The sequence below is a fragment of the uncultured Lutibacter sp. genome (assembly GCF_947493565.1).
In the GTDB taxonomy this organism is placed as follows: Bacteria; Bacteroidota; Bacteroidia; order Flavobacteriales; family Flavobacteriaceae; genus Lutibacter; species Lutibacter aestuarii.
Window position 1 is genome coordinate 291305 of sequence record NZ_CANLRG010000003.1, and the last position, 22460, is coordinate 313764.

Consider the following 22460-nt stretch of genomic DNA (forward strand, 5'->3'; position numbering starts at 1 on the left):
CAATTATTGGTTTTTAATAAGTCCTAATTTTTCAGCACGTTTTAACATAAAAGCATAAGCTTCTTCATAATCATTTGCTATTTTACCGTCTAAAATTGCTTCTTTTATTGCATCTTTAATTTGTCCAATTTCTCTACAAGGCTTTAAATTAAAAGTCTCCATAATTAGCTCACCAGAAATTGGTGGTTGAAAATTACGTATGTGGTCTCTTTGCTCTACCTCTTTTATTTTATCACGTACAATTTTAAAATTATGATGATATTTTTTATATCGTGCTGGATTTTTTGTAGTAATATCTGCTTCACATAAAATCATTAAACTCTCAATATCATCACTAGCGTCAAAAATTAAACGCCTTACGGCAGAATCAGTCACATCAGATGCTAATATAATAGGTCTAGAACTTAGAAAAACCATTTTTTGAACAAATTTCATTTTATTATTTAAAGGCATTTTTAATCTTTTAAATAATTTAAAAACCATTTTTGCTCCAACAAATTCGTGGGTATGGAAAGTCCACCCTACTTTTTTATCAAACTTTTTAGTAGGTGCTTTTCCAATGTCATGTAATAAAGCCGCCCAACGCAACCATAAATCTGACGTAGTTTTTGAGATATTATCAACCACCTCTAGCGTATGGTAAAAATTATCCTTATGCTTCTGCCCTTCAACCTCTTCCACACCTTGTAAATTGGTTAATTCTGGTAAAAAACGTTCTAATAATTTAGTTTTATGAAGCAACAAAAATCCTATTGAAGGCACTTTGGAAAGCAAAATTTTATGCAATTCATCAATAATACGTTCTCTTGTAATGATATCAATTCTTTCAGAATTTTTAGAAATGGCTACCAAAGAATTTTCTTCAATTTTAAAATTAAGTTGCGTTGCAAATCTAATAGCGCGCATCATACGCAAAGGATCGTCAGAATACGTAATATTAGGATCTAAAGGAGTTCTAATAATTTTATTTTCTAAATCTTTTATACCACCAAAAGGATCTAATAAAATTCCATATTTTTCTGAATTTAAGCTCAAAGCTAAAGCGTTTATGGTAAAATCTCTCCTATTTTGGTCATCCTTTAAAGTTCCATTTTCAACAACCGGGTTTCTACTTGTTTCGTTGTAAGATTCTTTACGAGCACCTACAAATTCAATTTCAACATCTTCAAATCGTAACATAGCAGTACCGTAAGTTTTAAAAACCTGAACTTTTGGATTGGTCGGTAACATTTCGGCTACTTTTTTAGCCAAATCAATACCACTTCCAACGGCAACTATATCTATATCTTTAGGTGTATCTCTTTTTAAAAAATAATCACGAACAAAACCTCCAATTACATAAGTTTCTAATTGTAAATTATTGGAAGCTTTTGAAATATATTCAAAAATTGGATGCGATAACGCATCTTTATAGGTTTTTTTTTTCGACATAAATTAATTACGAAGCACTATTATTTCTCCATTTTCAGCTACTTTCAATATTGTAGATGACTTCTCATTAACAACTTCGCGCTGCAAATTTACAATATAGTCTACGCTATCCAAAATAGTCGCTTCAATTTCTTTAAAACTTTTAGGTGTTGGATTTCCACTAATATTTGCTGAAGTTGATACAATAGGTTTTCCAAAAGCTTTAATAAGTTGTTGACAAAAAACATTTTGTACTATTCTTATTGCAACAGTTTGGTCACTAGCTATCATATTTTTTGCCAATCCTTTTGGATTGTTGTATATAATTGTTGTTGGTTTGGTACTTTTATTTAGCACTGAAATTATGTTTTCAGAAATGGACGGAATATAGTGTTGAAGCATATCAAGCCCGTCAACTAAAATAATTAAACTTTTACTCTCTGAACGCTTTTTAATTTTAAAAACCTTATTAACAGCTACTTCAGATGTAGCGTCACAACCAATTCCCCAAACCGTATCTGTTGGATATAATAAAGTTTGTTCTTGCTTTAAAACTTCTAGTGATTTTTTTATTTCAGTTGTAAACATTAGTATTTACCAAATATTTTATGAATTTTTAATTTTCTTAAAAAAGAAAGTTTTCTTTTTTCTGGAACTCCATTTTTAGCAATATAATCTTGTACCGTTTCTACCATTCTTAATGCTGATTTTCCATCATTGTAGGGGTGGTATTGAGCAACAATATTTTGACGTTCTTTTTGGAATACATCTTCTTGTAGGTTTGATATAATTTTAGCTTCCAAATTTTTATACTCCAATGAATTATCCCATTGTATATTTTTAGAGTTACTTTTAAAAGTTATAACGGGTTTGTCTAATAACAAAAATTCGTAAACTACCGAAGAAGTATCACTTACCATTATATCTGCCATTAATAAAAACTTAATAATATTTCTTTCTTCTTCAAAAATCACCTTTGAATTTTCTTTTGCTATTTGTTGATAAGCTACTATCAATTCCTCTGCCATTAAATCATGAAATTTTATTAAAATTAAATGATCTTTATTCTTTGCTAATTTTTTAAATTCATCTATTAAATAAGGCGCAGATGTTAACGATGGCGAAAAAGTTGGTGCATATAACACTATTTTTTTTGCATTGTAGTTGTTTAGCAAAGCTTTTTTTTCTTCATCGTATTTATGAAGTTCATTTCCATATATATCCAACTTAGGCCAACCTGTTTCAAGTACATCAAAATTTTTATACTTGTTTTTTAATTTTAAAAATCTTTGTGTAAAATAAGGGCCCTGAGTTAAATATAAATCAAAATAATGTCGAATTCTAAAATGACCTTTTTTCTCCCCTGCCAAACCGTGGAATACTTGTACTTTTAAACCCCTTAAATAATAAGGAACTTCATTTCCTGGCACAAAAATAACATCGCTTTTAAAAGTTTTGACAACTTCCATATTAGATGTTAAAGTTTCATTTTTAAAAGGGAATTTATTTTTTATAGGTTTTTTAACAAACCATAAATAATCAAATTCTTTTTGCTTTAAAACCTGCATTATTGGTTCTAAAATACCAAATGCATACGGATTTTGACAAAATAATATAACTTTCATAGTAAGGTATTAAACTATATCATTCGCATTTTTTAGATCTTCCTCAAAATCTACTTCAATGCAATTATATTTAGAAATATCGATTGCTTTTAATTTTAAATTATCTTGAGCAATTGCATTCTCTAATCCTTTTTCAAAATAGTCATTAGCATCACATTTTTCTAATTGAGAAATAAAAATATCTAAATCATTTTTAGAAATAAAATTAATTCCAACTGCTTCACCTAACCCATTTTTAACTTCTTTCGATAGTTTATTCACAAAGTTATTTTGCAAAGTGTATTTAACCTCTTCTTCTGCTACACTTGATGTATTTACTGCAATAAACGAATTATGTTTTTGAATATCTTGAAGCAAAACTGATAATAATTTTTCATCAAAAACCACATCTCCATTAAACCATAAAACAGATTTTCCTCGATGTTTTTTTAAGGCTCTCAATAAACTTTTAGAAGTGTTTGTTTGATCAAAAAATGGATTATAAACGTAATTAACATCAGGAAAACGTTCCATAATTAAATCTTTTTTAAAGCCAACAACTGTTGTTACATCATTAATATCAAAGTATTTTGAAATATTATTAAGTTGTTTTGCCATAATGCTCTCACCATCCTTTAAAGGAGTTAATGGTTTTGGAAATGGATTTCCGAGTCTAGAGCCTATACCTGCTGCTAAAATTACAATTTTCAATATTCTATTTTTTAAATTTACCTATTGATGACAAAAATATAACATTAATATTTAATTGTTTACACATTTTAAAAGGATCGTTAAAAAACAAAAAAAACTCTAACCTAGGTTAGAGTTTTTTTAAAATAAATATATAGTAATTAAACTGCTACATCATTTTCACGAAGCGCATCATTTAACGAAGTTTTTTTATTAGTACTTTCTTTACGCTTTCCAATAATCATAGCGCAAGGAACATTAAACTCACCGGCAGGAAATTGTTTTTTATAACTTCCAGGAATTACTACCGAACGGGCAGGAATTCTACCTTTCATTTCTTTAGGCTCGTCTCCAGTAACATCAATAATTTTAGTACTCATTGTTAAAACTACTCCTGCGCCTAAAACCGCCTCCTTTTCAACATGGACTCCTTCAACAACTATACAACGAGAACCTACAAACACATCGTCTTCAATAATAACAGGAGCAGCTTGTAAAGGTTCTAAAACTCCGCCAATACCAACACCTCCACTTAAATGTACATTTTTACCAATTTGTGCGCAACTCCCAACTGTTGCCCAAGTATCTACCATAGTGCCTTCATCAACATAAGCCCCAATATTTACATAACTTGGCATTAAAATAGTACCACTTGAAATATAGGCTCCGTGACGAGCTACCGCATGAGGAACCACACGAACACCCTTCTCTTTATAACCAGTTTTTAATGGTATTTTATCATGATACTCAAAAATCCCAACTTCCATAGTTTCCATTTTTTGAATTGGGAAATACATAACTACTGCTTTTTTTACCCATTCATTAACTTGCCAACCACCTGCTATTGGCTCAGCAACACGCAATTTACCAACATCTAATAAATTAACAACTTCTCTAATAGTGTTTTGAGTAACTTCATCTTTTAATAATTCTTTATTCTCCCAAGCTTTCTCAATAATTTCTTTTATTTCCTTCATTCCTTTAGTTTTCATATGGCTACAAATATAAAATTAAAAATATTTATAAGTTTTAAAATGACTAAATTTGCACAACTTTATAAATTTTGTTAATATTTTGGGACGTATTTTAGCTTTTGATTATGGTGAAAAAAGAACTGGTTTAGCCGTTACTGATGAGCTTCAAATTATTGCTTCAGGATTAACTACTGTAGCTACAAAGAAAATATTTTCATTTTTAACCGATTATTTAAAAAATGAAACTGTAGAATTATTTATTGTGGGTGAACCCAAGCAATTAAACAGTAAAGAAAGTGAAAGTGAACAATTTATAAAACCTTTTATTCAAAAATTAAAGACAACTTTTCCTAAAATTCCTATTAAAAGAGTTGATGAACGTTTTACTTCAAAAATTGCATTTGAAAGTATGATACAAAGTGGAATGAAGAAAAAAAATCGTCAAAATAAAGCTTTAATTGATGAAATTAGTGCTACTCTTATTTTACAAACGTATTTACAAAACAAATAGCTACAAAATTCTTTTTTTATACATTTAAGATAACAACCATTTTAAAGCAGATTTTTCTGTTGAAAATACTTTAACTTTAAAACCAACTTTTAAATATACTTCGGTTTCAAAAAGCATCGAAGCTGCAACCGAGTATGGTTCATCCACAATTAAAGCTTGTTTTTTTCCTCTAACTACATCTTCAATTGCTCTCATAAAGTTTATAATTTCTGGTAAAAAATCTATTGGTATGTCAAATTTTCCATTTCTATAATCTGATAAAAGATTGAATTTTTGTTGAGTAAACTCAGGCATTTTTAAAAATTCTGCCCAAGCTTCTTCAATAGCATCTGAAGTTATTAAACCGCAATGTTTATACCTAACAATTTTTAATGTTTTATCAATAAAAATAGAATAATTCATGGTTTTGGTAGTTTATCAGCTTAAACTAATCCAAAAACTTTTAATAAATTTTGAAAATCAAGTATTAATTTAAAATAAAGGCTTGCGTTAAGTTTTATATCTAACAATTTTTTAGCTAAGCTTTTCAAATATACTAAAAATTTAAACAACAATTAGTGCAAAATTTAACCTTAGCGGCTTTCCTTAAATTAATTAATAATGAGTTATTTAGGGTCAAATAGTTAAAATTTAAAGATTCTTAAAATAACCAAGAGCAACAATTTTATTATTCATTTAAACTTTTGTATTTTTGCAATCCAAAAAAAAAAATATGATTTTACCCATTATAGCATATGGTGATCCAGTTTTAAGAAAAGTTGGTGTTAATATTGATAAAGATTATCCTAATTTAACCGAACTTATTGAAAACATGAAAGAAACTATGGTCAATGCCAGAGGTATTGGTTTAGCAGCTCCACAAATTGGAAAAGCCATACGCCTTTTTATTGTGGATACTTCTCCATTTGAAAAAGATGAAGATTTAGATGAAAAAGAACGTGAGTTTTTAAGCACTTTTAAAAAAGTTTTTATCAATGCTAAAATTGTAAAAGAAGAAGGTGATGAATGGGCTTTTAATGAAGGCTGCTTAAGTATTCCTGATATTAATGAAGATGTTTTTAGGCAAGAAAAAATTACCATTGAATATTTAGATGAAAATTTTGAACCACACACTGAAGTCATTGATGGCTTAGCTGCTAGAGTTGTACAACACGAGTATGACCACATTGAAGGCATTTTATTTACCGATAAAATTTCTTCATTAAAAAAACGACTTATTAAAAAGAAACTAGAAAATATTTCTAAAGGGAAAGTAAATGCAGAATATAGAATGAAATTTCCGCTACTTAAAAGAAAATAATTTTCTAAAATAGATAAAAATTAAAAACATTTACATGGAATTAAAAAACATTGTTGCAATTAACGGAAAACCAGGATTGTATGAAATTAAAGCACAATCAAAAGGTGGAATTATTGTAGAATCATTATTGGATCAGAAAAAATTTCCTGTAATGGCTACGCACAACATAAGCGCTTTAAATGAAATTGCAATTTACACTTATGAAGAAGAAGTTCCTTTAAGAATAGTGTTAAAAAGTATTTTTGAAAAACAACAAGGTGAAAATACTATTAGTCATAAAGAAAGTGGTAAAGTATTAACTTCTTTCTTTAGAGAAGTTTTACCTAATTTTGATGAGGAACGTGTATATACTTCCAATATTAAAAAAGTATTGCAATGGTATAATTTATTAGCTTCTAAAAATTTTGATTTTACTTCTATTAAGGAAGAAGATGAAGTTGAAGAAAAAACTTCATAAATGGCTTATAGCATAACACTTACAGGTAAAAATAATAAGGAAGCTCTAGATTTACTAGAGCTTTCTGCTAAAATTATGAATACTTGCAAGTTAGTTTATTGGTTGGAAGGAGGTACTCTTTTAGGAATTAGAAGAGAAAACAGGCTGTTACCTTGGGATAATGATTTAGATTTTTCACTTATGTATCCAGGTAAACCTAAATTAGAAACCCTCATTAACCAACTAAAAAGTGAAGGGTTAAGAGTTCGTGTAAGAAAATTTAAGAATACTTTACCTTTTAAAAATGGTGATCTAAGAATTATTAAAGTCCGTAAAAAAAAATTATTTGGATTATTAAAAGGGAATGTATGCTTGGATATTTTTATAAAATATAACTACAACGAAAAAGCGTATTGGCAAATTGGAAACAAAGTAAAAAATGTTCCTTATAAATTTTATGCTACCGTAAAGGAAATAAAATTTAACAACTATTCTTATTCTATTCCCAAATTAACTGACGAATATTTAACTTATAGATATGGAAATTGGAATGTTCCAGTTAAAAATTGGAATACTTTTACAGATGATAACGCTTTAAGTTAAAAATTTACTTATTATTTTTCAATAAGTTTTAAAGCATCTTTTAAAATAGTACTACTAACACTATACGTATAAGGCAAGTATTCTACATGACAGGTGGTTTTAGGAAATTTACCTTTCCAGTCTTCTCCAACAGAAATTGCATCTATATTATGACGATCTACTATTGCTTGTTTATTTTTATCTACTTGTGGTATTACTTGATCAACAAACGATAAAGCTTCAATAATTCGTATTCTTTCATTAAAAGGAATTACAGGTAGCCTACCTTTCTCCTTTAAAATCAATTCATCAGTAGAAACACCTACTACCAAATAATTACACATTTTTTTGGTACGTTCTAATATATTTAAATGACCATAATGAAAAATATCAAAACAGCCTGAAGTATACATTTTATTAAATTTTTTAAATTCTCCCTTTAAATTTACTTCAATTTTGATAACAGGATCTGTTATTAACTTTAACTCATTCGGGGTTTCTTTCAAAAACTCATTTATTTTTTCAATAGTTATACCAATAGGCTCCAAATTCTTTGTAAAACTATTTTTTTTATAAACCATTGTAAATGATTTTTCTACTTCATTTGTAAAAATATCCCAAACATCATCAAATTCATTTTGTAATTTTTCAACTATCATTAAAATCATTTTATTTATAAATTTTGCTGCGAAGATAGTAATTGATTTTTAAATCAGCATTTTTGTTTCATTTTGATTGCCTATTTTTGCAATTAAAGTAAATTTTATGAAAACCCGAGAACAGCAACTTCAAGCATTTAGTAATTTATTAGACATAATGGATGAATTACGTGCTAAATGTCCTTGGGACAAAAAACAAACCATACAATCATTACGTCATTTAACCATTGAAGAAACCTATGAATTAGGAGATGCCATTTTAAACAATGACTTGGAAGAAGTAAAAAAAGAATTAGGCGATTTGCTATTACATATTGTTTTTTATGCCAAAATTGGTTCGGAAAGCAATAGTTTTGACATTGCTGATGTAGCAAGTAACATTTCCGAAAAACTTATTCATCGTCATCCACACATTTATAGTGATGTAATTGTTGAAAATGAAGAAGATGTTAAACAAAATTGGGAACAACTGAAACTTAAAGAAGGGAAAAAATCAGTTTTAGAAGGAGTTCCTACTTCGCTTCCAGCTTTGGTAAAAGCTAATAGAATTCAAGACAAAGTTGCTGGAGTTGGTTTTGATTGGGAAAAACCAGAGCAAGTTTGGGAAAAAGTCCAAGAAGAATTGGCTGAATTGAATGAGGAAATAAAAAAAGGGAATATAGAAACTATAGAATCTGAATTTGGAGACGTATTATTTTCAATGATAAATTACGCGCGTTTTATAAAAGTAAACCCTGAAAATGCTTTAGAAAAAACCAATAAAAAGTTTATTAATAGATTTCAATATTTAGAAAATGAAGCCAAAAAATTAGGAAAATCTTTACATGAAATGTCTTTACATGAAATGGATGTTTTTTGGAATGAAGCCAAAAAATTATACCATTAATCAACTCAATAATTTTTGGCTAAAACTTGAAGATTAACAATTAATTTGTAATTTGTATTCTGTAATTAAAATCACTATGCAATTTAAAGCAACCACTCCTGAAAATTACATATCTCAAATTCCTAAAGATAGAATACCGCATTTTGAAAAACTACGCAAAACAATTGTTGAAAACTTACCAAAAGGATTTGAAGAACAAATGAGTTATGGTATGATTGGCTATGTAGTACCAAAGAATGTGTATCCTAAAGGTTATCATTGTGACAACAAATTACCACTGCCTTTTATCAACATCGCTTCTCAAAAAAACTTTATTGCTTTATACCATATGGGAATTTATGCAAATCCTGAACTTTTAAATTGGTTTGTTAAGGAGTATCCAAAACATTGCAAACAAAAATTAGATATGGGCAAAAGTTGTATTCGGTTTAAAAAAATTTCTGAAATTCCATTCAATTTAATTGCTGAGTTAGTCAAAAAAATTTCAGTTCAAGAGTGGATTGAATTGTATGAAAAAAATATAAAACGTTAAAGCTAAATTATGGAGAAAATTGTAATTATAACTGGAGGAAGTAAAGGTTTAGGACTTGGCTTAGCAAAAGAGTATCATAAAAATGGCTACAGAGTTATTTCTATTGCTAGGACCAAATTAAAAAAACTCTATACTACAGAACAATATCAATGTGACCTTAGTAATACAGAAGCTATTGAAGGTATTTTTACTGAAATATTTTCTCATTTAGATGAAAATTCTACTAGTAAAATAACACTTATCAATAACGCTGGAGATTTAGGAACTATTAATACTTTGGGCAAGTTAAATTCAAAAGATATTGCTTATACCATACATGTAAATTTAATTGCACCTTTAACCACAAGTAATTCATTTATAAAATTAACCAAAGATTGGAATTGTAAAAAACAAATTATTAATATTTCTTCAGGTGCGGCAGTAAACCCTTATGAAAGTTGGTCTTTATATTGTTCATCAAAAGCAGGATTAGATATGATGACCAAAGTCATTTCAAAAGAACAAAAAGAAGTTGTTCATGGAGTAAACATTGTTTCAATTTATCCAGGAGTTGTTGATACGGACATGCAAGCAGCAGCAAGAAATGCTCCTAAAGAAAACTTTAAATCGGTTCAGCGTTTTATAGACTTTTTTGAACATGGAGATTTGTTTACTCCTAAACAAGTGGCACAAAAAATATATAAATTAGACCATACTGGTGAATTAAAAAATGGTCGAATTTTAGATGTTAGAAAAATTTAAAAAAAAAGCCTTACAAAATTGTAAGGCTTTTTTATAGTTTATAACTTGTAAATTATTGTTTTTTTGTTCTTTTAGTAACGGTTAATTTTTTAGCATTTTTTACTTTTTGTTTAGTTAAAGCTAAATCAATTACTTCACTCATTTCAGACACATAATGAAATGTCAATCCTTTTAAATAAGATTCTTTTATCTCCTCAATGTCTTTTCTATTTTCTTTACAAAGAATAATTTCTTTAATATTCGCCCTTTTTGCTGCTAGTATTTTTTCTTTAATACCACCAACTGGAAGAACTTTACCTCTTAAAGTAATCTCACCTGTCATTGCTAACTTAGCTTTAACTTTACGCTGAGTAAATACCGAAACTAACGAAGTTAACATTGTGATTCCTGCACTTGGCCCATCTTTTGGTGTAGCTCCTTCTGGTATGTGCATGTGTACTTTGTATTCATCTAACAATTCTGGAACAATGCCAAAGTTTGCAGCATTGGCTTTTATATACTCCATTGCAATGGTTGCAGACTCTTTCATTACATTACCAATATTCCCTGTAATGGTTAACCCTTTCCCTTTAGAAATAATAGATTCAATAAATAAAATATCCCCACCTACACTTGTCCAAGCTAAACCTGTTACTACGCCTGCTACATCATTACTCTCATATTTGTCACGCTCTAAATGAGAAGGTCCTAATACTTTTTCAATAATTTCGTTGGTAATTTTAACCTCGTACTTTTCTTCCATTGCAATAGATTTAGCTGCATAACGAACCACTTTTGCGATTTGTTTTTCTAATCCTCTTACTCCAGACTCACGAGTATATGCTTCTACAATTTTTTCTAATTGTTTTTTTCCTATTTGTAAATGTTCTTTTGTTAAACCATGCTCTTTTAATTGTTTAGGAAGCAAATGACGTTTTGCAATCTCAACTTTTTCTTCAATGGTATATCCAGAAACATTAATAATTTCCATTCGATCTCTTAATGCCCAAGGAATGGTAGATAAGCTATTGGCTGTGGCTACAAATAATACTTTTGATAAATCGTAATCTAATTCTAAATAGTTGTCGTAAAATGTAGTGTTTTGTTCTGGGTCTAGTACTTCTAACATTGCAGAAGATGGGTCTCCATTATGACTAGATGATGCTAATTTATCAATTTCATCCAACACAAAAACTGGGTTTGATGTACCTGCTTTTTTAATGTCTTTTATAATTCTTCCAGGCATTGCTCCAATATAGGTTTTTCTATGCCCTCTAATTTCAGCTTCATCACGAACACCACCTAAAGACATACGTACATATTTTCTTCCAAGAGCTTCAGCAATAGATTTTCCCAAAGAAGTTTTTCCTACTCCTGGGGGACCGTATAAACAAATAATCGGCGATTTCATATCTCCTTTTAATTTTAAAACAGCTAAATGTTCAATAATACGTTCCTTCACTTTTTCTAAACCAAAATGATCTCTATCTAATATTTTTTGAGCTCTTTTTAAATCAAATTTATCTTCTGAAAATTCGTTCCAAGGTAAATCTAACAACAAATCTAAATAGTTACGTTGCACAGAATATTCAGCTACTTGTGGATTCATTCGCTGTAAGCGTCCTAATTCTTTTTCAAAGGTTTCTCCTACTTCTTTACTCCATTGTTTAGTTTTGGCACGCTCACGCATTTCTTCAAGCTCTTCATCATAAGAAACACCACCTAATTCTTCTTGAATAGTTTTAAGTTGTTGATGTAAATAATATTCTCGCTGCTGTTGATCCATATCAGATCTTGTTTTAGACTGAATTACGTTGCGTAATTCTAATCGTTGCAGCTCAGCATCCATCTTTTTTAAAGTTAATAATGCTCTGTCTTTTAAATTATCAGTTTGTAATAATTGCTGTTTCTCTTCTACTTTTAAATTCATATTAGAAGAAACAAAGTTGATTAAAAAAGGATTACTTTCTATATTTTTTATAGCAAAAGACGCTTCAGAAGGTAAATTGGGGTTTTCTTTAATAATACGAACCGCCATTTCCTTTATAGAATCTATGATTGCTTCAAATTCAGGATCTTTTTCCTCTTTACGATCTTCTATACAAGCTTTAGTAGTCGCCTTTAAATAAGGCTCTTCTTGTACAAAACTTTCAACTTCAAACCTTTTTTTACCTTGAATAATTACAGTGGTGTTACCATCAGGCATTTTTAACATTCGTAAAATTCTTGCAACAGTACCAACTCTATAAATATCATTAATCGTTGGATCTTCAACGGCTTCATTTTTTTGAGCAACTACTCCAATAATCTTATTTCCTTTATTTGCTTCTTTAATCAATTGAATTGATTTATCTCTTCCTGCAGTAATCGGAATTACAACGCCTGGAAATAAAACCGTGTTACGCAAAGGTAAAATAGGTAATACATTGGGAACCTCTTCTTTATTAATTTCTTCTTCGTCTTCTGGTGTCATTAAAGGAATTAAATCCGCATCTTCATCTAAAATGTGCTGTAATGACATATTGTCCAGTTTTAAAAATTTTGAATTACTCATAGTTTATTTTGGGTCATTTTGTCATTTTAAAATTTATCTTCAAATAAACTTTAAAAACAAAATTAATTTAAAATTCTAATTATCAATAAATTAACTAAATAGTTATAAAACTATCCATTAATAAATCCCAATAGTTATGCCAAATAAGTACTGTTTTTAGATATTATTTTTAATAATTTTATACAAAAGTGTAACAGTTCAATTTTGTCAATGTCTTTTTAATAGAAATCGATTTTTGAAAGTAGAGAATCAACATATAAACAAACTTATAGAACGTTGTAAAAAAGGTGATAAATCAGCCCAATTTACAATCTACAAACAATACTATAAAGCTATGTATAATACTGCTTTAAGAATTGTAAATGATAGCTATGAAGCTGAAGATATTATGCAAGAATCGTTTTTAGCAGCTTTTACAAAGCTGCATACATTTAGTGAAACAGTAACTTTTGGAGCTTGGCTGAAAAGAATTGTAATTAATAATAGCATTACAGCTCTAAAGAAGAAAGATAAAATGAATACGATACCCCTAGAAAAAGTGGTATTGAATGAACTAGAAGAAAAACCTGTAGACTATACTTTATTAAAAACAAGTGATATTTTAAATAAAGTAGCGCAGTTGAAAAATAATTACAAAGTGGCTATAACACTTAACTTAATTGAAGGTTATGATTATGAAGAAATTGCTCAAATTATGGGAATTAGCTACGAAAATAGTAGAACAACAATTTCGAGAGCAAAAAATAAATTAAGACAACTTTTAGCAAACTAAAATGAAAGACAATTTAGAACATATATTTAAAAGTTTAGAAAACAAATTCGATACTGAAGAGCCTAGAATAGGTCATTTTGATAGGTTTGAAGCAAAACTACATCAAATTGAAACCAAAAAACCTAAAGTTCGTTATCAATTAGCTTCATTCGTAGCTGTGGCAGCATCCGTTGTATTGATATTTGGAATTTGGTTGGGAGCTACATTTTCTAACAAAGGAATGGAATTAGCAACCGTTTCAACAGAAATGAAAGATACCCAAAACTATTTTGTTACTACTATTGAAAAGGAACTTACCCTTATTGAAAAAGAAAGAAATAGCGATACTGAACAATTGATTGATGATGCATTGGTTCAACTTAAAAAATTAGAACAACAATACCACCTGCTTACTTTAGAGCTCAAAGAAAGTACGGAAGATAAGCGAATTATTTATGCCATGATTTCTAACTATCAACAACGCATAACTATTTTGCAAAGTTTATTAATTCAAATTGAAGATGTAAAACAATTAAAAACACAAGACAATGAAAACTATGTATAAAATATTACTCTTACTTTTTTTAATACCACTCACAATTTCTGCAACAGAAAAAAATGGAAAATACACCAAAAATAAAGTGCTAAAAAAAGAATACACTGTAAATAATAATGCTTTACTTAATGTATCTAATAAATACGGAAACATCGGTATTTCTACTTGGAACGAAAATAAAATTAAAATTGAAGTTAGCATTACTACTAATGGAAACGATGAAGAAAAAGTTCAAAAGCGTTTAGATCAAATTAATGTAGAGTTCCAAGGGAATACTTCAGAAGTTTCAGCCAAAACCCTTATAGAAAAAACGTCGAGTTCTTGGAGTTTATGGGGTAAAAAAAATAATGTAAGCATGGAGATTAATTATTTAATTCAAATGCCCATTACTAACAGCGTTAATTTAAATAATGATTACGGAGCAATTATTATAGACAAACTTGAAGGAAGCTCTAAAATTAATTGTGATTATGGTAAAATAACTATTGGTGAATTATGGAATACAGATAATGCAATTGATATAGACTATACCAATAATTCAACCATCGATTTTATACAAGATGGATATGTAAATGCAGATTATTCAAGTTTAACAATTGAAAAATCAAACAGAATTAAACTAAATGCAGATTATTCTCATATGGCTTTTGGAATGGTAGCTGTTTTAGATTATAACTGTGATTACGGAAGTTTAAAAATTGAAGATGCTGGAAACGTTACTGGTAACAGTGATTATATGCATACCAAAGTTGATAAACTTAGAAACAGTGGTAATTTTGATATGGATTATGGTTCTTTAAAAATTCTTGAATTAGGAGATGATTTAAAACAAATAGATGTAAAAACCTCATATACTCATATAAAACTTGGAGTAAAATCATCAAACAATTTTTCTATAAAAGCTAATTTAAGTTATGGCCACTTAAAATATGATAACGGATTTACTTTTAATAAAGAAATCGTAAAATCAACTTCTAAATATTATGAAGGTTTTTACAATTCTAATTCTGGAGGAATCATAAACATTAAATCTAGCTACGGTAATATTACATTTTTTAACAACTAAAAAAAACACAATGAAAAAATTATTCACAAGTATTTTAGCCTTATTAGTATTTAGCATAAGTACACAAGCGCAATTTTATCATAAAAAAATTAAAGGAAATGGTCATTTAACTACAAAAATACGAACTGTTGGTGATTACAATAAAATTGGTGTAGCAGGTTCTTTTAATGTTGAATTAATCAAAGGAACTGAAGGGGAGATTACTATTCAAGCCGAAGAAAATTTAATGGATTATATTATCACTGATGTAAAAGATGGGCAGCTAAAAATTAAGACCAAAAAAGGGTATCAAATAAAAAGCACTAAAAAGATTAAAATTACCATTCCTTTTAGTAATGTAGAGGCTATTTCTTTAGCTGGATCTGGAAATATTTACACTACTCAAACTATTAAAGCTAAAGACTTACAACTAGCTGTAGCTGGTTCAGGGGATATGAATTTAAACATTTCAACTGGCCAAGTAAATACTTCTATTTCAGGTTCAGGAAATATGAAACTACAAGGGGACTCTAATCAATTTTCTTGTAAAATAGCTGGTTCAGGAAATTTAATCGGCTACAACCTTAAAGCTAATATAGCAAATGCAAAAGTGGCTGGTTCAGGAAATATTAAAATTCATGCAATGAATGAAATTCATGCGAAAATTGCAGGTTCAGGAAATATTTATTATACTGGCAATCCAGAAATTGTTAAATCAAATTCGGCAGGTTCTGGTTCTATTAAAAAGAAACACTAAACTCAACTTTTATACTACCAAAAAATCCCTTTTTCAAAGTAAAAAAGGGATTTTTTATTAATTAACTACTGGCTTTTGAATAGGTGTGTCACTTTCTACAATTAAATATGATGAAAGAGAATAATAAGCGTTTCCATTTTCTTTGTCGTTAGTCCAATCTTCAAAGCTATATTGATACTTTAGAGACTCTTCAATATTGGATAATTGTATGGAGTTAACTCTAATAGGTACTTCTTGGCCTGGACACCAACCTGCTCTATCTGGCTCCCAATTACCATTTTGTGGCTTTACAGGATTAGAACTGCATCCTATACCTCCCATTACATGATGAAATTCTTGTGTACCAATTTTTAATAAATGTGTTCTAAATCCCCATTCAGCACTTGGTCTACCATCGTTATCTAAAGGAGTTGCATGTCCCCATCCTGAAATAACACTTCTTAACCTTGCTGCTTTAGCATTTTCAGGTAAGGATATGTTACCTGATAATTTAATGGTATTAGGTATTTCTTCTCCATAAGGTATTTGTTGAGAGTTATTAGTATGATCTATTAAAGGCACTATGGCTGAGTATTTGTATGTAGGTTCTCCTTCAGTAATTTTAAAATCAACTGTAAGTAGCCATCCTTCAATTGTCCAGACTTCTACAAATGACTTTAATTGTACATTTCCTTGCAATAAAGATTTAAAATCTGTTACATCAAAAACAAAACCTTCACCTCTTTGAGAGTTATCTACTCCATAAGGTGTTATGTATCTGCCCATTTCAAACCAATTATTAGTTGATGCATCTTTTACTTTTATATTGGCAAAAACATCCCAAGCACCACAACCTCCATTTGGGCATTCTAATTTTACATACATTAAAATTTGTGTAATTTTTTCTGAATTTACTGGAAAATTAAAAGTTCCTTCTTTTGATTGAACTCTACCATCACCAAAACTTAAATGAGCTTTATTAAATGTGTTTACAATGGTTGTTGTTGGTACAATTTCTTCGTTATTGACTTCTGAATCTTTTCCGCACTGAGAAAAGCTAAACAGTATTAAAGTAAATAGTAATGGTTGAATTATAATGTGTTTTTTCATTGAAATTTGTATATTATTTTCAATAAAAATATGCTATATAAACTACCTCAAAAAATAAAATAGCTGAATAGCTAAACAACATGGTTTAACTACAACCTTAAAAAGTTGAAAATAAATTTTGACTAATTTTTACTGCTATTTCTAAACATAAAAAATAACCCTACTAACACCAAAGGAATACTTAAAACCTGTCCTGTATTTAATCCTAATACCCAATCTTCTCTACCTTCAACTTGTGCTTCTTTAAAGAACTCAACAAAAAATCTAGCTGTCCATAAAAGCACAAAAAACAACCCAAATAAGTAACCTTGTTTTTTTATTTTATCTGTTTTCCAATAAACAAACATTAAAATTCCAAAAATAAACAAGTAGCTTATTGATTCATATAATTGAGCTGGATGGCGAGGAAAATCCTCTCCTAATCTTCTAAAAATAAAACCGTAATCACTATTGGTTGGTTTACCAATAATTTCAGAATTCATTAAATTTCCTAATCTAACAAATACGGCACCCGCAGCAACAGGAATAGTTATTCTATCTAAAATAAATAAAATTGGTTTTTTTAATACTTTTTTGCTAAACAAATACATTGCTATAATGATTCCAATGGCAGCACCATGACTTGCTAAGCCCGCAAATCCAGTAAATTGAAACTTGGGTGAAAATTTAAAAGGCAATATAACTTCTAAAGGTTTTTTAAATAAAAATTCTGGATCATAAAATAAAAAATGACCTAACCTTGCACCTATAAGTGTTGCTACCACGGTATATATAAATAACGAATCTAACTTTTCAATAGGAATTTTATCGTTAATAAATATTTTTTTCATTAAAAATAAACCCAACATAAAAGCTATCACAAACATTAAGCTGTAATAACGAACTGCGAAAGAACCTATTTTAAAAATTTCTGGTGCTGGATTCCAATCAATTTGAAGTAACGTCATTTAAATATATTTTAGTACTGTAAATTTAATTTAATTGTTGAATTAATTTTTAAAAAATCATTTTTTTAAATCCTCCTTTTCAGGAACGGGATCGTAACCACTTCCACCCCAAGGATGACAGCTACCTATTCTTTTAATAGCCAACCAACCACCTTTAAAAATTCCGTGTACTTTTAATGCTTCTAATGTATAACTAGAGCAAGTTGGGGAATACCTGCAAGCTGATGGCGTGTATGGCGAAATCGCTGCTTGATAAAAACGTACTAGCCAAATAAAAGGAATCGCTAATATTTTAGTAAAACTTTTCAAATTAATTGATTGAAAAAGTAGTTCCTTCTTTTCCATCTTTTAACTGAATACCTAGAGCAGCTAATTCATCTCTAATCTTATCGGACAATGCCCAATCTTTATTGTCACGTGCATCTTTTCGCATTTTAATTAGCATAGAAACAACGCCCGATAATTTATCTGAACTATCTTCTTTAAGTTCATTTTTTAATCCTAAAACATCAAAAACAAAAGCATTTAAAGTTGCTTTAAATACTGCTAAATCTTCGGTTGAAATAGTAGCTTTCTTTTCTATTAAAAGATTTACAAATTTTACAGCCTCAAATAAATTAGCGATTAAAACTGGTGTATTAAAATCATCATTCATAGCATCGTAACATTTTTGTTTCCACGCTTTAATATCAATTGAAGATTCTTTACTAACTTCAATTTTATCTATATTGCTTAAAGCTTCCATTAATTTGATATAGCCTTTTTCAGCAGCTTCTAAACCCGTATTGGTGAAATCTAAAATACTTCTATAATTAGCTTGTAGCATAAAAAAACGAGTGGCACTTGGAGAAAATGCTTTGCTTAAAATTTTATTATCTCCTGAAAATATTTCATTTGGTAAAATATAATTCCCAGTTGATTTGGCCATTTTTTGACCATTTAAAATCAACATATTTGCATGCATCCAATAATTTACTGGTTCCACTCCATTTTTAGTTTTGGACTGCGCTATTTCACATTCATGATGCGGAAATTTCAAATCCATTCCACCACCGTGAATATCAAAAGTTTCGCCTAAATATTTAGTACTCATCGCAGAGCATTCTAAATGCCAACCTGGAAAACCATTGCTCCAAGGTGATGGCCAACGCATAATATGACGTTCATCTGCTTTTTTCCATAAGGCAAAATCTTGTGGATTTTTCTTTTCACTTTGCCCATCTAATTCACGTGTATTATGAATAGAATCTTCAATGTTTCTGCCTGAAAGAATTCCATAATGTTCATTTTCATTGTATTTTAACACATCAAAATAAACAGAACCATTAACCTCGTAAGCTAGACCTTTTTCTAAAATATCTTTAATAATTTCTATTTGTTCAACTATATGTCCAGTAGCCGTTGGCTCTATACTTGGTGGTAAATTGTTTATTTTTTGTAATGTTTCATGAAAATCAACTGTGTAGCGTTGTACAACTTCCATTGGTTCAATTTCTTCTAAACGCGCTTTTTTAGCAATTCTATCTTCTCCAGCATCGGCATCGTTTTCTAAATGACCTGCATCGGTAATATTGCGCACATAACGCACTTTGTACCCTAAGTGTTTTAAATAACGGAAAATCATATCAAAAGACATAAAGGTTCTAACATTTCCTAAATGCACATTGCTATAAACAGTAGGGCCACAAACATACATCCCCACTTTACCTTCTATTACAGGTTTAAAAACTTCTTTAGTTTTGCTTAAAGAATTGTATATTTTTAGCTGATTTGTTTTGTATAATTCCATTAATTTATTCTTAAGTTTGAAGTTGTAAAGATAAGAACAAATCCCTAATGGAAAAATTTATACGATTAAGGTTTTAATCGCATATAAAATGAAGAATTGAATTTAGTTTTTTAAATTAACTGAACTAAAAACAGCGGTTAAAAATAATTTATTTAACGATTCAGAATCTTGAGAATATCCGTCTAAAATCTGCACACCATCTACTACTTTTTTGTTAGACTTTAACATTACCTTATCAAATTCTAAGTTAGATTTTTTTGAGTTTATTTGATATAAAAAAGAAGTGTTTGATAAATCTAATGATGCTGTGGCATAATCTAAAATTATATTAAGCCTGTTAAAATTTGGAGCTGTATTATTTACTTGAATCGTTCCAAATTTTTGACTCAATGAAACATCATTTCCAACTTCCTCTAAAATTACATCCGATGAATTTGAGAATAAATTAACATTTTCAAATGTTCCAAACTTAGCGTTTGGAACATTTTTTAAAGTTATGGTACTTGAGTTTAAAGCCACAATACTTACAGGTGAATTTGAAAACGTTAAATTATTGGTTTCTCCAGTGATAACACCCCCTATAAAGTTACTATAAGACACATGAGCAGACATTTTCTTATTAGATTCTGGGATGGTAACTTTCCCATGTCTAACATTTAAATCAAAAGTTGCTTTTTTAGGAACTTTAATCTTTAAATATTTTTTAATTTTTATTTTAGAATTACTGGTTGCTTTATAATTAAAATACACATTTTTACCATAGTTTTGAAGAGAATCTAAAGTACCCTCTTTTTTCATTTTTTCAACTATTTCTAGTGCAACTTTACTTGCATGTTTTGCCTCTTCAGCCTGCTTTCTCCATAGTTCTTTATTTTCAAGCATTTCTTTTTTTACTTCAGCAGCAGCTCTTTTTGCATCACTGATGGCTCTTTTAAACTCTTCAGAATTTCTAAGCTCTTTCATTTCTTTAGCCATTTCTTTAGAAGCTTTTTTATACTCTTCTATATTTCTTTTAAATTCTTCTGAATTTCTAAAAGAATCAATCTTTTTTTTCCAGTCGCTATTTTTAAACTTCTCAACCTGTTTTGCTACTTTTAATTTGTATTTTTTTAAATATGTAGAATCTTTTTTATAGGCTTGATAATCAAACTCAATTTCAGGTATTTCAGGGATCTCTGGCATTTCGGGCATTTCAGGAAATTCAAATTCTGCAAATTTCAGTTCTGGAAACTCAATATGAGGAAATTGAATATCAATTTCAGGGAAATCAAAATTAAAATTCATATGATTTGACATAGAAATTACTTCCACTTTATGTTTATTTCCTAAGGCTTCAAAATTCCAATTTTTCAAAATTTTGGTTGCTTCTTCCTTAGTTGCACCTTCCACTTCCATTATAGCTTCTATACCAACTACATTTCTATTCCAAGTTTCAATTTCAACATCTGTTTGTGTGGCATCAATTTTAAGGGTAACATCTGAATTTACCTTAAAACTTTCATTGATCTTTTTATCAAACTTTTGTGCTTGAGCTATTACTGCAAAAAATAGTAATATTAGGGTTAATTTATATTTGAACGTTTTCATTATTTGTTATGTTAAGTTTTTTTAATTCGTTTAATTGTGCTTTTAATTGGTACAATAGTTTTAAACGCAATTGCAAGTTTTCAATTAAAGCATTAATAGTTTTCTCGTTTAAACCTTCGGTATTTAATTCATTAGTAAGCTCTTTATAATCTTCTGTTAATTCACTTATTTTTTTAAAATAGCCGTCAAGTAATTCTTTATTTTCAGGAGTTTCTTCTAAAGTAACTATCTCAGACTGAATACTTGCTAAATAATAATTTTCAATAGTTTTCAATTCAGGAGAAATACTGCCTAAACTTTCAATTTTTGCTACAGAAGTTACTAACGAATCTTTTTCATTTGAAAAATAAAATAATGAAGCGCTTAACCCTATTAAAACTAAAAATGAAGCAGCTATTTTAAGAACATAAGAGTTATTCTTTTTAGTGGCATGCAATTCCTTTTGCAATTTAGCCTCAAACTTAGCTCTGTGATTTTCAGATAATTTACTAGTGTTTTCAATATTATTTTGAAACATTTCTTTTAAATCTTTAGGCATAATTAACTGCTTTTAATTGATTTTTTAATTTGTTTTTACCTCTCATTAACTGTGATCGAGATGCTACCTCTGTAATGTTTAATACTTGTGCAATTTCCTGATGATCATAGCCTTCAATTAAATATAAATTCAAAACAACTTTATACTTGTCTGGCAAACTATTTATAGCAGAAGTAATTTTTTTAATAGTTACTTCATCTTCAACAGTCCAATCATCATCGGCTATTGTAAGTTTCGATTCGTCAATAGAAACTAGTTCAATTTTTCTCTTTTTCAAATAATCAATGCATTGATTAATAACAATTTTTTTTATCCAGGCACCTATAGTAACTTCACCTTTAAACTTTTTGATGTTTTTAAATACTTTTATAAAAGCATCTTGCATTACATCTTCAGCAATAAAACTATCTTTCACATACCGTTGCGCAATTATATACATTGCATCGCAATAATTATCGTACAAAAGCATTTGAGCTTTTGCTTTATTGAGTTTGCAATCTTCTACAATTTGTTGATTTAATGAAACTGTTTTACTCATTTAGT

At 29.0% G+C, this 22460-nt stretch carries 26 protein-coding genes; 11 read left to right on the forward strand and 15 right to left on the reverse strand.

All coding sequences use genetic code 11. From position 1 onward, the window contains the following. Positions 1-3: 3 nt before the first annotated feature. The 5 genes from Q0714_RS05045 to Q0714_RS05065 form a co-directional block, all read right to left on the reverse strand. Positions 4-1431 (reverse strand): HD domain-containing protein, encoded by a 1428-nt coding sequence (locus tag Q0714_RS05045; protein ID WP_298263235.1) that lies wholly within the window; start codon positions 1429-1431, stop codon positions 4-6. 3 nt (positions 1432-1434) lie between these two features. Beyond that, positions 1435-1998: an L-threonylcarbamoyladenylate synthase gene (locus Q0714_RS05050; RefSeq protein WP_298263236.1), complete on the reverse strand. Its 564-nt coding sequence runs from the start codon at positions 1996-1998 to the stop codon at positions 1435-1437. Next, on the reverse strand, positions 1998-3035 hold the full coding sequence (locus Q0714_RS05055) for a CDP-glycerol glycerophosphotransferase family protein (RefSeq protein ID WP_298263237.1): 1038 nt from the start codon (positions 3033-3035) through the stop codon (positions 1998-2000). Before Q0714_RS05055 ends, Q0714_RS05050 begins: the two co-directional genes overlap by 1 nt. A 9-nt stretch (positions 3036-3044) precedes the next feature. Continuing rightward, positions 3045-3725, reverse strand: coding sequence for a phosphocholine cytidylyltransferase family protein (locus Q0714_RS05060; RefSeq protein ID WP_298263238.1), 681 nt, complete (start codon positions 3723-3725; stop codon positions 3045-3047). A 140-nt stretch (positions 3726-3865) separates the two neighbouring features. After that, positions 3866-4681: a 2,3,4,5-tetrahydropyridine-2,6-dicarboxylate N-succinyltransferase gene (locus Q0714_RS05065; protein ID WP_298263377.1), complete on the reverse strand. Its 816-nt coding sequence runs from the start codon at positions 4679-4681 to the stop codon at positions 3866-3868. Positions 4682-4778: 97 nt separating this feature from the next. Here Q0714_RS05065 and ruvX point away from each other — a divergent pair, with 97 nt between their 5' ends. After that, a complete protein-coding gene (ruvX, locus tag Q0714_RS05070; protein ID WP_298263239.1) occupies positions 4779-5189 on the forward strand; it encodes a Holliday junction resolvase RuvX in 411 nt (136 codons plus the stop codon). Positions 5190-5213: 24 nt separating this feature from the next. Here ruvX and Q0714_RS05075 read toward each other — a convergent pair whose 3' ends face one another. After that, positions 5214-5591, reverse strand: coding sequence for an STAS/SEC14 domain-containing protein (locus tag Q0714_RS05075; RefSeq protein WP_298263241.1), 378 nt, complete (start codon positions 5589-5591; stop codon positions 5214-5216). A 310-nt stretch (positions 5592-5901) separates the two neighbouring features. Here Q0714_RS05075 and def point away from each other — a divergent pair, with 310 nt between their 5' ends. Genes def through Q0714_RS05090 form a run of 3 tightly spaced genes read left to right on the forward strand, consistent with a single transcriptional unit; the run spans position 5902 to position 7528 of the window. Beyond that, positions 5902-6489: a peptide deformylase gene (gene def / locus Q0714_RS05080; protein WP_298263243.1), complete on the forward strand. Its 588-nt coding sequence runs from the start codon at positions 5902-5904 to the stop codon at positions 6487-6489. 34 nt (positions 6490-6523) lie between these two features. Further along, a complete protein-coding gene (locus tag Q0714_RS05085; RefSeq protein ID WP_298263244.1) occupies positions 6524-6946 on the forward strand; it encodes a DUF5606 domain-containing protein in 423 nt (140 codons plus the stop codon). Beyond that, the gene (locus Q0714_RS05090; RefSeq protein WP_298263245.1) at positions 6947-7528 is read left to right on the forward strand and encodes a LicD family protein; all 582 of its coding nucleotides are present in this window, start codon (positions 6947-6949) and stop codon (positions 7526-7528) included. A gap of 11 nt (positions 7529-7539) precedes the next feature. Here Q0714_RS05090 and Q0714_RS05095 read toward each other — a convergent pair whose 3' ends face one another. After that, positions 7540-8166, reverse strand: coding sequence for an adenylyltransferase/cytidyltransferase family protein (locus tag Q0714_RS05095; protein WP_298263246.1), 627 nt, complete (start codon positions 8164-8166; stop codon positions 7540-7542). A 106-nt stretch (positions 8167-8272) separates the two neighbouring features. On the opposite strand from Q0714_RS05095, the gene mazG reads away from it, so the two are divergent. The 3 genes from mazG (at position 8273) to Q0714_RS05110 (ending at position 10325) form a co-directional block, all read left to right on the forward strand. Then, positions 8273-9052, forward strand: coding sequence for a nucleoside triphosphate pyrophosphohydrolase (gene mazG / locus Q0714_RS05100; RefSeq protein ID WP_298263248.1), 780 nt, complete (start codon positions 8273-8275; stop codon positions 9050-9052). Positions 9053-9128: 76 nt separating this feature from the next. Continuing rightward, a complete protein-coding gene (locus Q0714_RS05105; protein ID WP_298263249.1) occupies positions 9129-9584 on the forward strand; it encodes a DUF1801 domain-containing protein in 456 nt (151 codons plus the stop codon). Between the two features lie 9 nt (positions 9585-9593). Beyond that, positions 9594-10325 carry an SDR family NAD(P)-dependent oxidoreductase gene (locus Q0714_RS05110; protein WP_298263250.1) on the forward strand — a complete coding sequence of 244 codons (732 nt, stop codon included), beginning with the start codon at positions 9594-9596 and terminating at the stop codon, positions 10323-10325. Between the two features lie 52 nt (positions 10326-10377). Here Q0714_RS05110 and lon read toward each other — a convergent pair whose 3' ends face one another. After that, on the reverse strand, positions 10378-12858 hold the full coding sequence (lon, locus tag Q0714_RS05115; RefSeq protein ID WP_298263251.1) for an endopeptidase La: 2481 nt from the start codon (positions 12856-12858) through the stop codon (positions 10378-10380). Between the two features lie 235 nt (positions 12859-13093). Between lon and Q0714_RS05120 the strand changes: the two genes are divergently transcribed. From Q0714_RS05120 to Q0714_RS05135, 4 genes are read left to right on the forward strand one after another with little or no spacing between them, the layout of a single operon-like run. Then, positions 13094-13630 (forward strand): RNA polymerase sigma factor, encoded by a 537-nt coding sequence (locus tag Q0714_RS05120; RefSeq protein ID WP_298263252.1) that lies wholly within the window; start codon positions 13094-13096, stop codon positions 13628-13630. 1 nt (position 13631) lies between these two features. After that, positions 13632-14174 carry a hypothetical protein gene (locus Q0714_RS05125; RefSeq protein ID WP_298263253.1) on the forward strand — a complete coding sequence of 181 codons (543 nt, stop codon included), beginning with the start codon at positions 13632-13634 and terminating at the stop codon, positions 14172-14174. Beyond that, positions 14158-15231, forward strand: a complete 1074-nt coding sequence (locus Q0714_RS05130; RefSeq protein ID WP_298263254.1) for a hypothetical protein — start codon at positions 14158-14160, stop codon at positions 15229-15231. Before Q0714_RS05125 ends, Q0714_RS05130 begins: the two co-directional genes overlap by 17 nt. Positions 15232-15241: 10 nt before the next feature. Next, entirely contained in the window at positions 15242-15967 is a 726-nt protein-coding gene (locus Q0714_RS05135; RefSeq protein WP_298263255.1) for a head GIN domain-containing protein, read from the forward strand. Between the two features lie 57 nt (positions 15968-16024). Here the strand turns inward: Q0714_RS05135 and Q0714_RS05140 are convergent, their stop codons facing one another. From Q0714_RS05140 to Q0714_RS05170, 7 genes are all read right to left on the reverse strand, one after another. Further along, the gene (locus Q0714_RS05140) at positions 16025-17056 is read right to left on the reverse strand and encodes a peptide-N-glycosidase F-related protein (protein ID WP_298263256.1); all 1032 of its coding nucleotides are present in this window, start codon (positions 17054-17056) and stop codon (positions 16025-16027) included. A gap of 122 nt (positions 17057-17178) precedes the next feature. Next, positions 17179-18003: a prolipoprotein diacylglyceryl transferase gene (lgt, locus tag Q0714_RS05145; RefSeq protein WP_298263257.1), complete on the reverse strand. Its 825-nt coding sequence runs from the start codon at positions 18001-18003 to the stop codon at positions 17179-17181. A gap of 57 nt (positions 18004-18060) precedes the next feature. Beyond that, a complete protein-coding gene (gene yidD, locus Q0714_RS05150; RefSeq protein WP_298263258.1) occupies positions 18061-18348 on the reverse strand; it encodes a membrane protein insertion efficiency factor YidD in 288 nt (95 codons plus the stop codon). Then, a complete protein-coding gene (cysS, locus tag Q0714_RS05155; RefSeq protein ID WP_298263259.1) occupies positions 18314-19792 on the reverse strand; it encodes a cysteine--tRNA ligase in 1479 nt (492 codons plus the stop codon). The genes yidD and cysS overlap by 35 nt, the downstream gene beginning before the upstream one ends. A 102-nt stretch (positions 19793-19894) precedes the next feature. Next, the gene (locus Q0714_RS05160; protein WP_298263260.1) at positions 19895-21379 is read right to left on the reverse strand and encodes a hypothetical protein; all 1485 of its coding nucleotides are present in this window, start codon (positions 21377-21379) and stop codon (positions 19895-19897) included. After that, positions 21360-21917 (reverse strand): hypothetical protein, encoded by a 558-nt coding sequence (locus Q0714_RS05165; protein WP_298263262.1) that lies wholly within the window; start codon positions 21915-21917, stop codon positions 21360-21362. The genes Q0714_RS05160 and Q0714_RS05165 overlap by 20 nt, the downstream gene beginning before the upstream one ends. Then, on the reverse strand, positions 21910-22455 hold the full coding sequence (locus Q0714_RS05170) for a sigma-70 family RNA polymerase sigma factor (protein WP_298263263.1): 546 nt from the start codon (positions 22453-22455) through the stop codon (positions 21910-21912). Before Q0714_RS05170 ends, Q0714_RS05165 begins: the two co-directional genes overlap by 8 nt. Between the last annotated feature and the right edge of the window lie 5 nt (positions 22456-22460).

Bases quoted from the DNA above. Each gene is read 5' to 3' on its own strand.
- Q0714_RS05045 (WP_298263235.1), bottom strand. From the start codon at position 1,431: ATGTCGAAAAAAAAAACCTATAAAGATGCGTTATCGCATCCAATTTTT.
- Q0714_RS05050 (WP_298263236.1), bottom strand. From the start codon at position 1,998: ATGTTTACAACTGAAATAAAAAAATCACTAGAAGTTTTAAAGCAAGAA.
- Q0714_RS05055 (WP_298263237.1), bottom strand. From the start codon at position 3,035: ATGAAAGTTATATTATTTTGTCAAAATCCGTATGCATTTGGTATTTTA.
- Q0714_RS05065 (WP_298263377.1), bottom strand. From the start codon at position 4,681: ATGAAGGAAATAAAAGAAATTATTGAGAAAGCTTGGGAGAATAAAGAA.
- Q0714_RS05075 (WP_298263241.1), bottom strand. From the start codon at position 5,591: ATGAATTATTCTATTTTTATTGATAAAACATTAAAAATTGTTAGGTAT.
- def (WP_298263243.1), top strand. From the start codon at position 5,902: ATGATTTTACCCATTATAGCATATGGTGATCCAGTTTTAAGAAAAGTT.
- Q0714_RS05085 (WP_298263244.1), top strand. From the start codon at position 6,524: ATGGAATTAAAAAACATTGTTGCAATTAACGGAAAACCAGGATTGTAT.
- Q0714_RS05090 (WP_298263245.1), top strand. From the start codon at position 6,947: ATGGCTTATAGCATAACACTTACAGGTAAAAATAATAAGGAAGCTCTA.
- Q0714_RS05095 (WP_298263246.1), bottom strand. From the start codon at position 8,166: ATGATAGTTGAAAAATTACAAAATGAATTTGATGATGTTTGGGATATT.
- mazG (WP_298263248.1), top strand. From the start codon at position 8,273: ATGAAAACCCGAGAACAGCAACTTCAAGCATTTAGTAATTTATTAGAC.
- Q0714_RS05105 (WP_298263249.1), top strand. From the start codon at position 9,129: ATGCAATTTAAAGCAACCACTCCTGAAAATTACATATCTCAAATTCCT.
- Q0714_RS05110 (WP_298263250.1), top strand. From the start codon at position 9,594: ATGGAGAAAATTGTAATTATAACTGGAGGAAGTAAAGGTTTAGGACTT.
- lon (WP_298263251.1), bottom strand. From the start codon at position 12,858: ATGAGTAATTCAAAATTTTTAAAACTGGACAATATGTCATTACAGCAC.
- Q0714_RS05125 (WP_298263253.1), top strand. From the start codon at position 13,632: ATGAAAGACAATTTAGAACATATATTTAAAAGTTTAGAAAACAAATTC.
- Q0714_RS05130 (WP_298263254.1), top strand. From the start codon at position 14,158: ATGAAAACTATGTATAAAATATTACTCTTACTTTTTTTAATACCACTC.
- Q0714_RS05135 (WP_298263255.1), top strand. From the start codon at position 15,242: ATGAAAAAATTATTCACAAGTATTTTAGCCTTATTAGTATTTAGCATA.
- Q0714_RS05140 (WP_298263256.1), bottom strand. From the start codon at position 17,056: ATGAAAAAACACATTATAATTCAACCATTACTATTTACTTTAATACTG.
- lgt (WP_298263257.1), bottom strand. From the start codon at position 18,003: ATGACGTTACTTCAAATTGATTGGAATCCAGCACCAGAAATTTTTAAA.
- yidD (WP_298263258.1), bottom strand. From the start codon at position 18,348: ATGGAAAAGAAGGAACTACTTTTTCAATCAATTAATTTGAAAAGTTTT.
- cysS (WP_298263259.1), bottom strand. From the start codon at position 19,792: ATGGAATTATACAAAACAAATCAGCTAAAAATATACAATTCTTTAAGC.
- Q0714_RS05160 (WP_298263260.1), bottom strand. From the start codon at position 21,379: ATGAAAACGTTCAAATATAAATTAACCCTAATATTACTATTTTTTGCA.
- Q0714_RS05165 (WP_298263262.1), bottom strand. From the start codon at position 21,917: ATGCCTAAAGATTTAAAAGAAATGTTTCAAAATAATATTGAAAACACT.
- Q0714_RS05170 (WP_298263263.1), bottom strand. From the start codon at position 22,455: ATGAGTAAAACAGTTTCATTAAATCAACAAATTGTAGAAGATTGCAAA.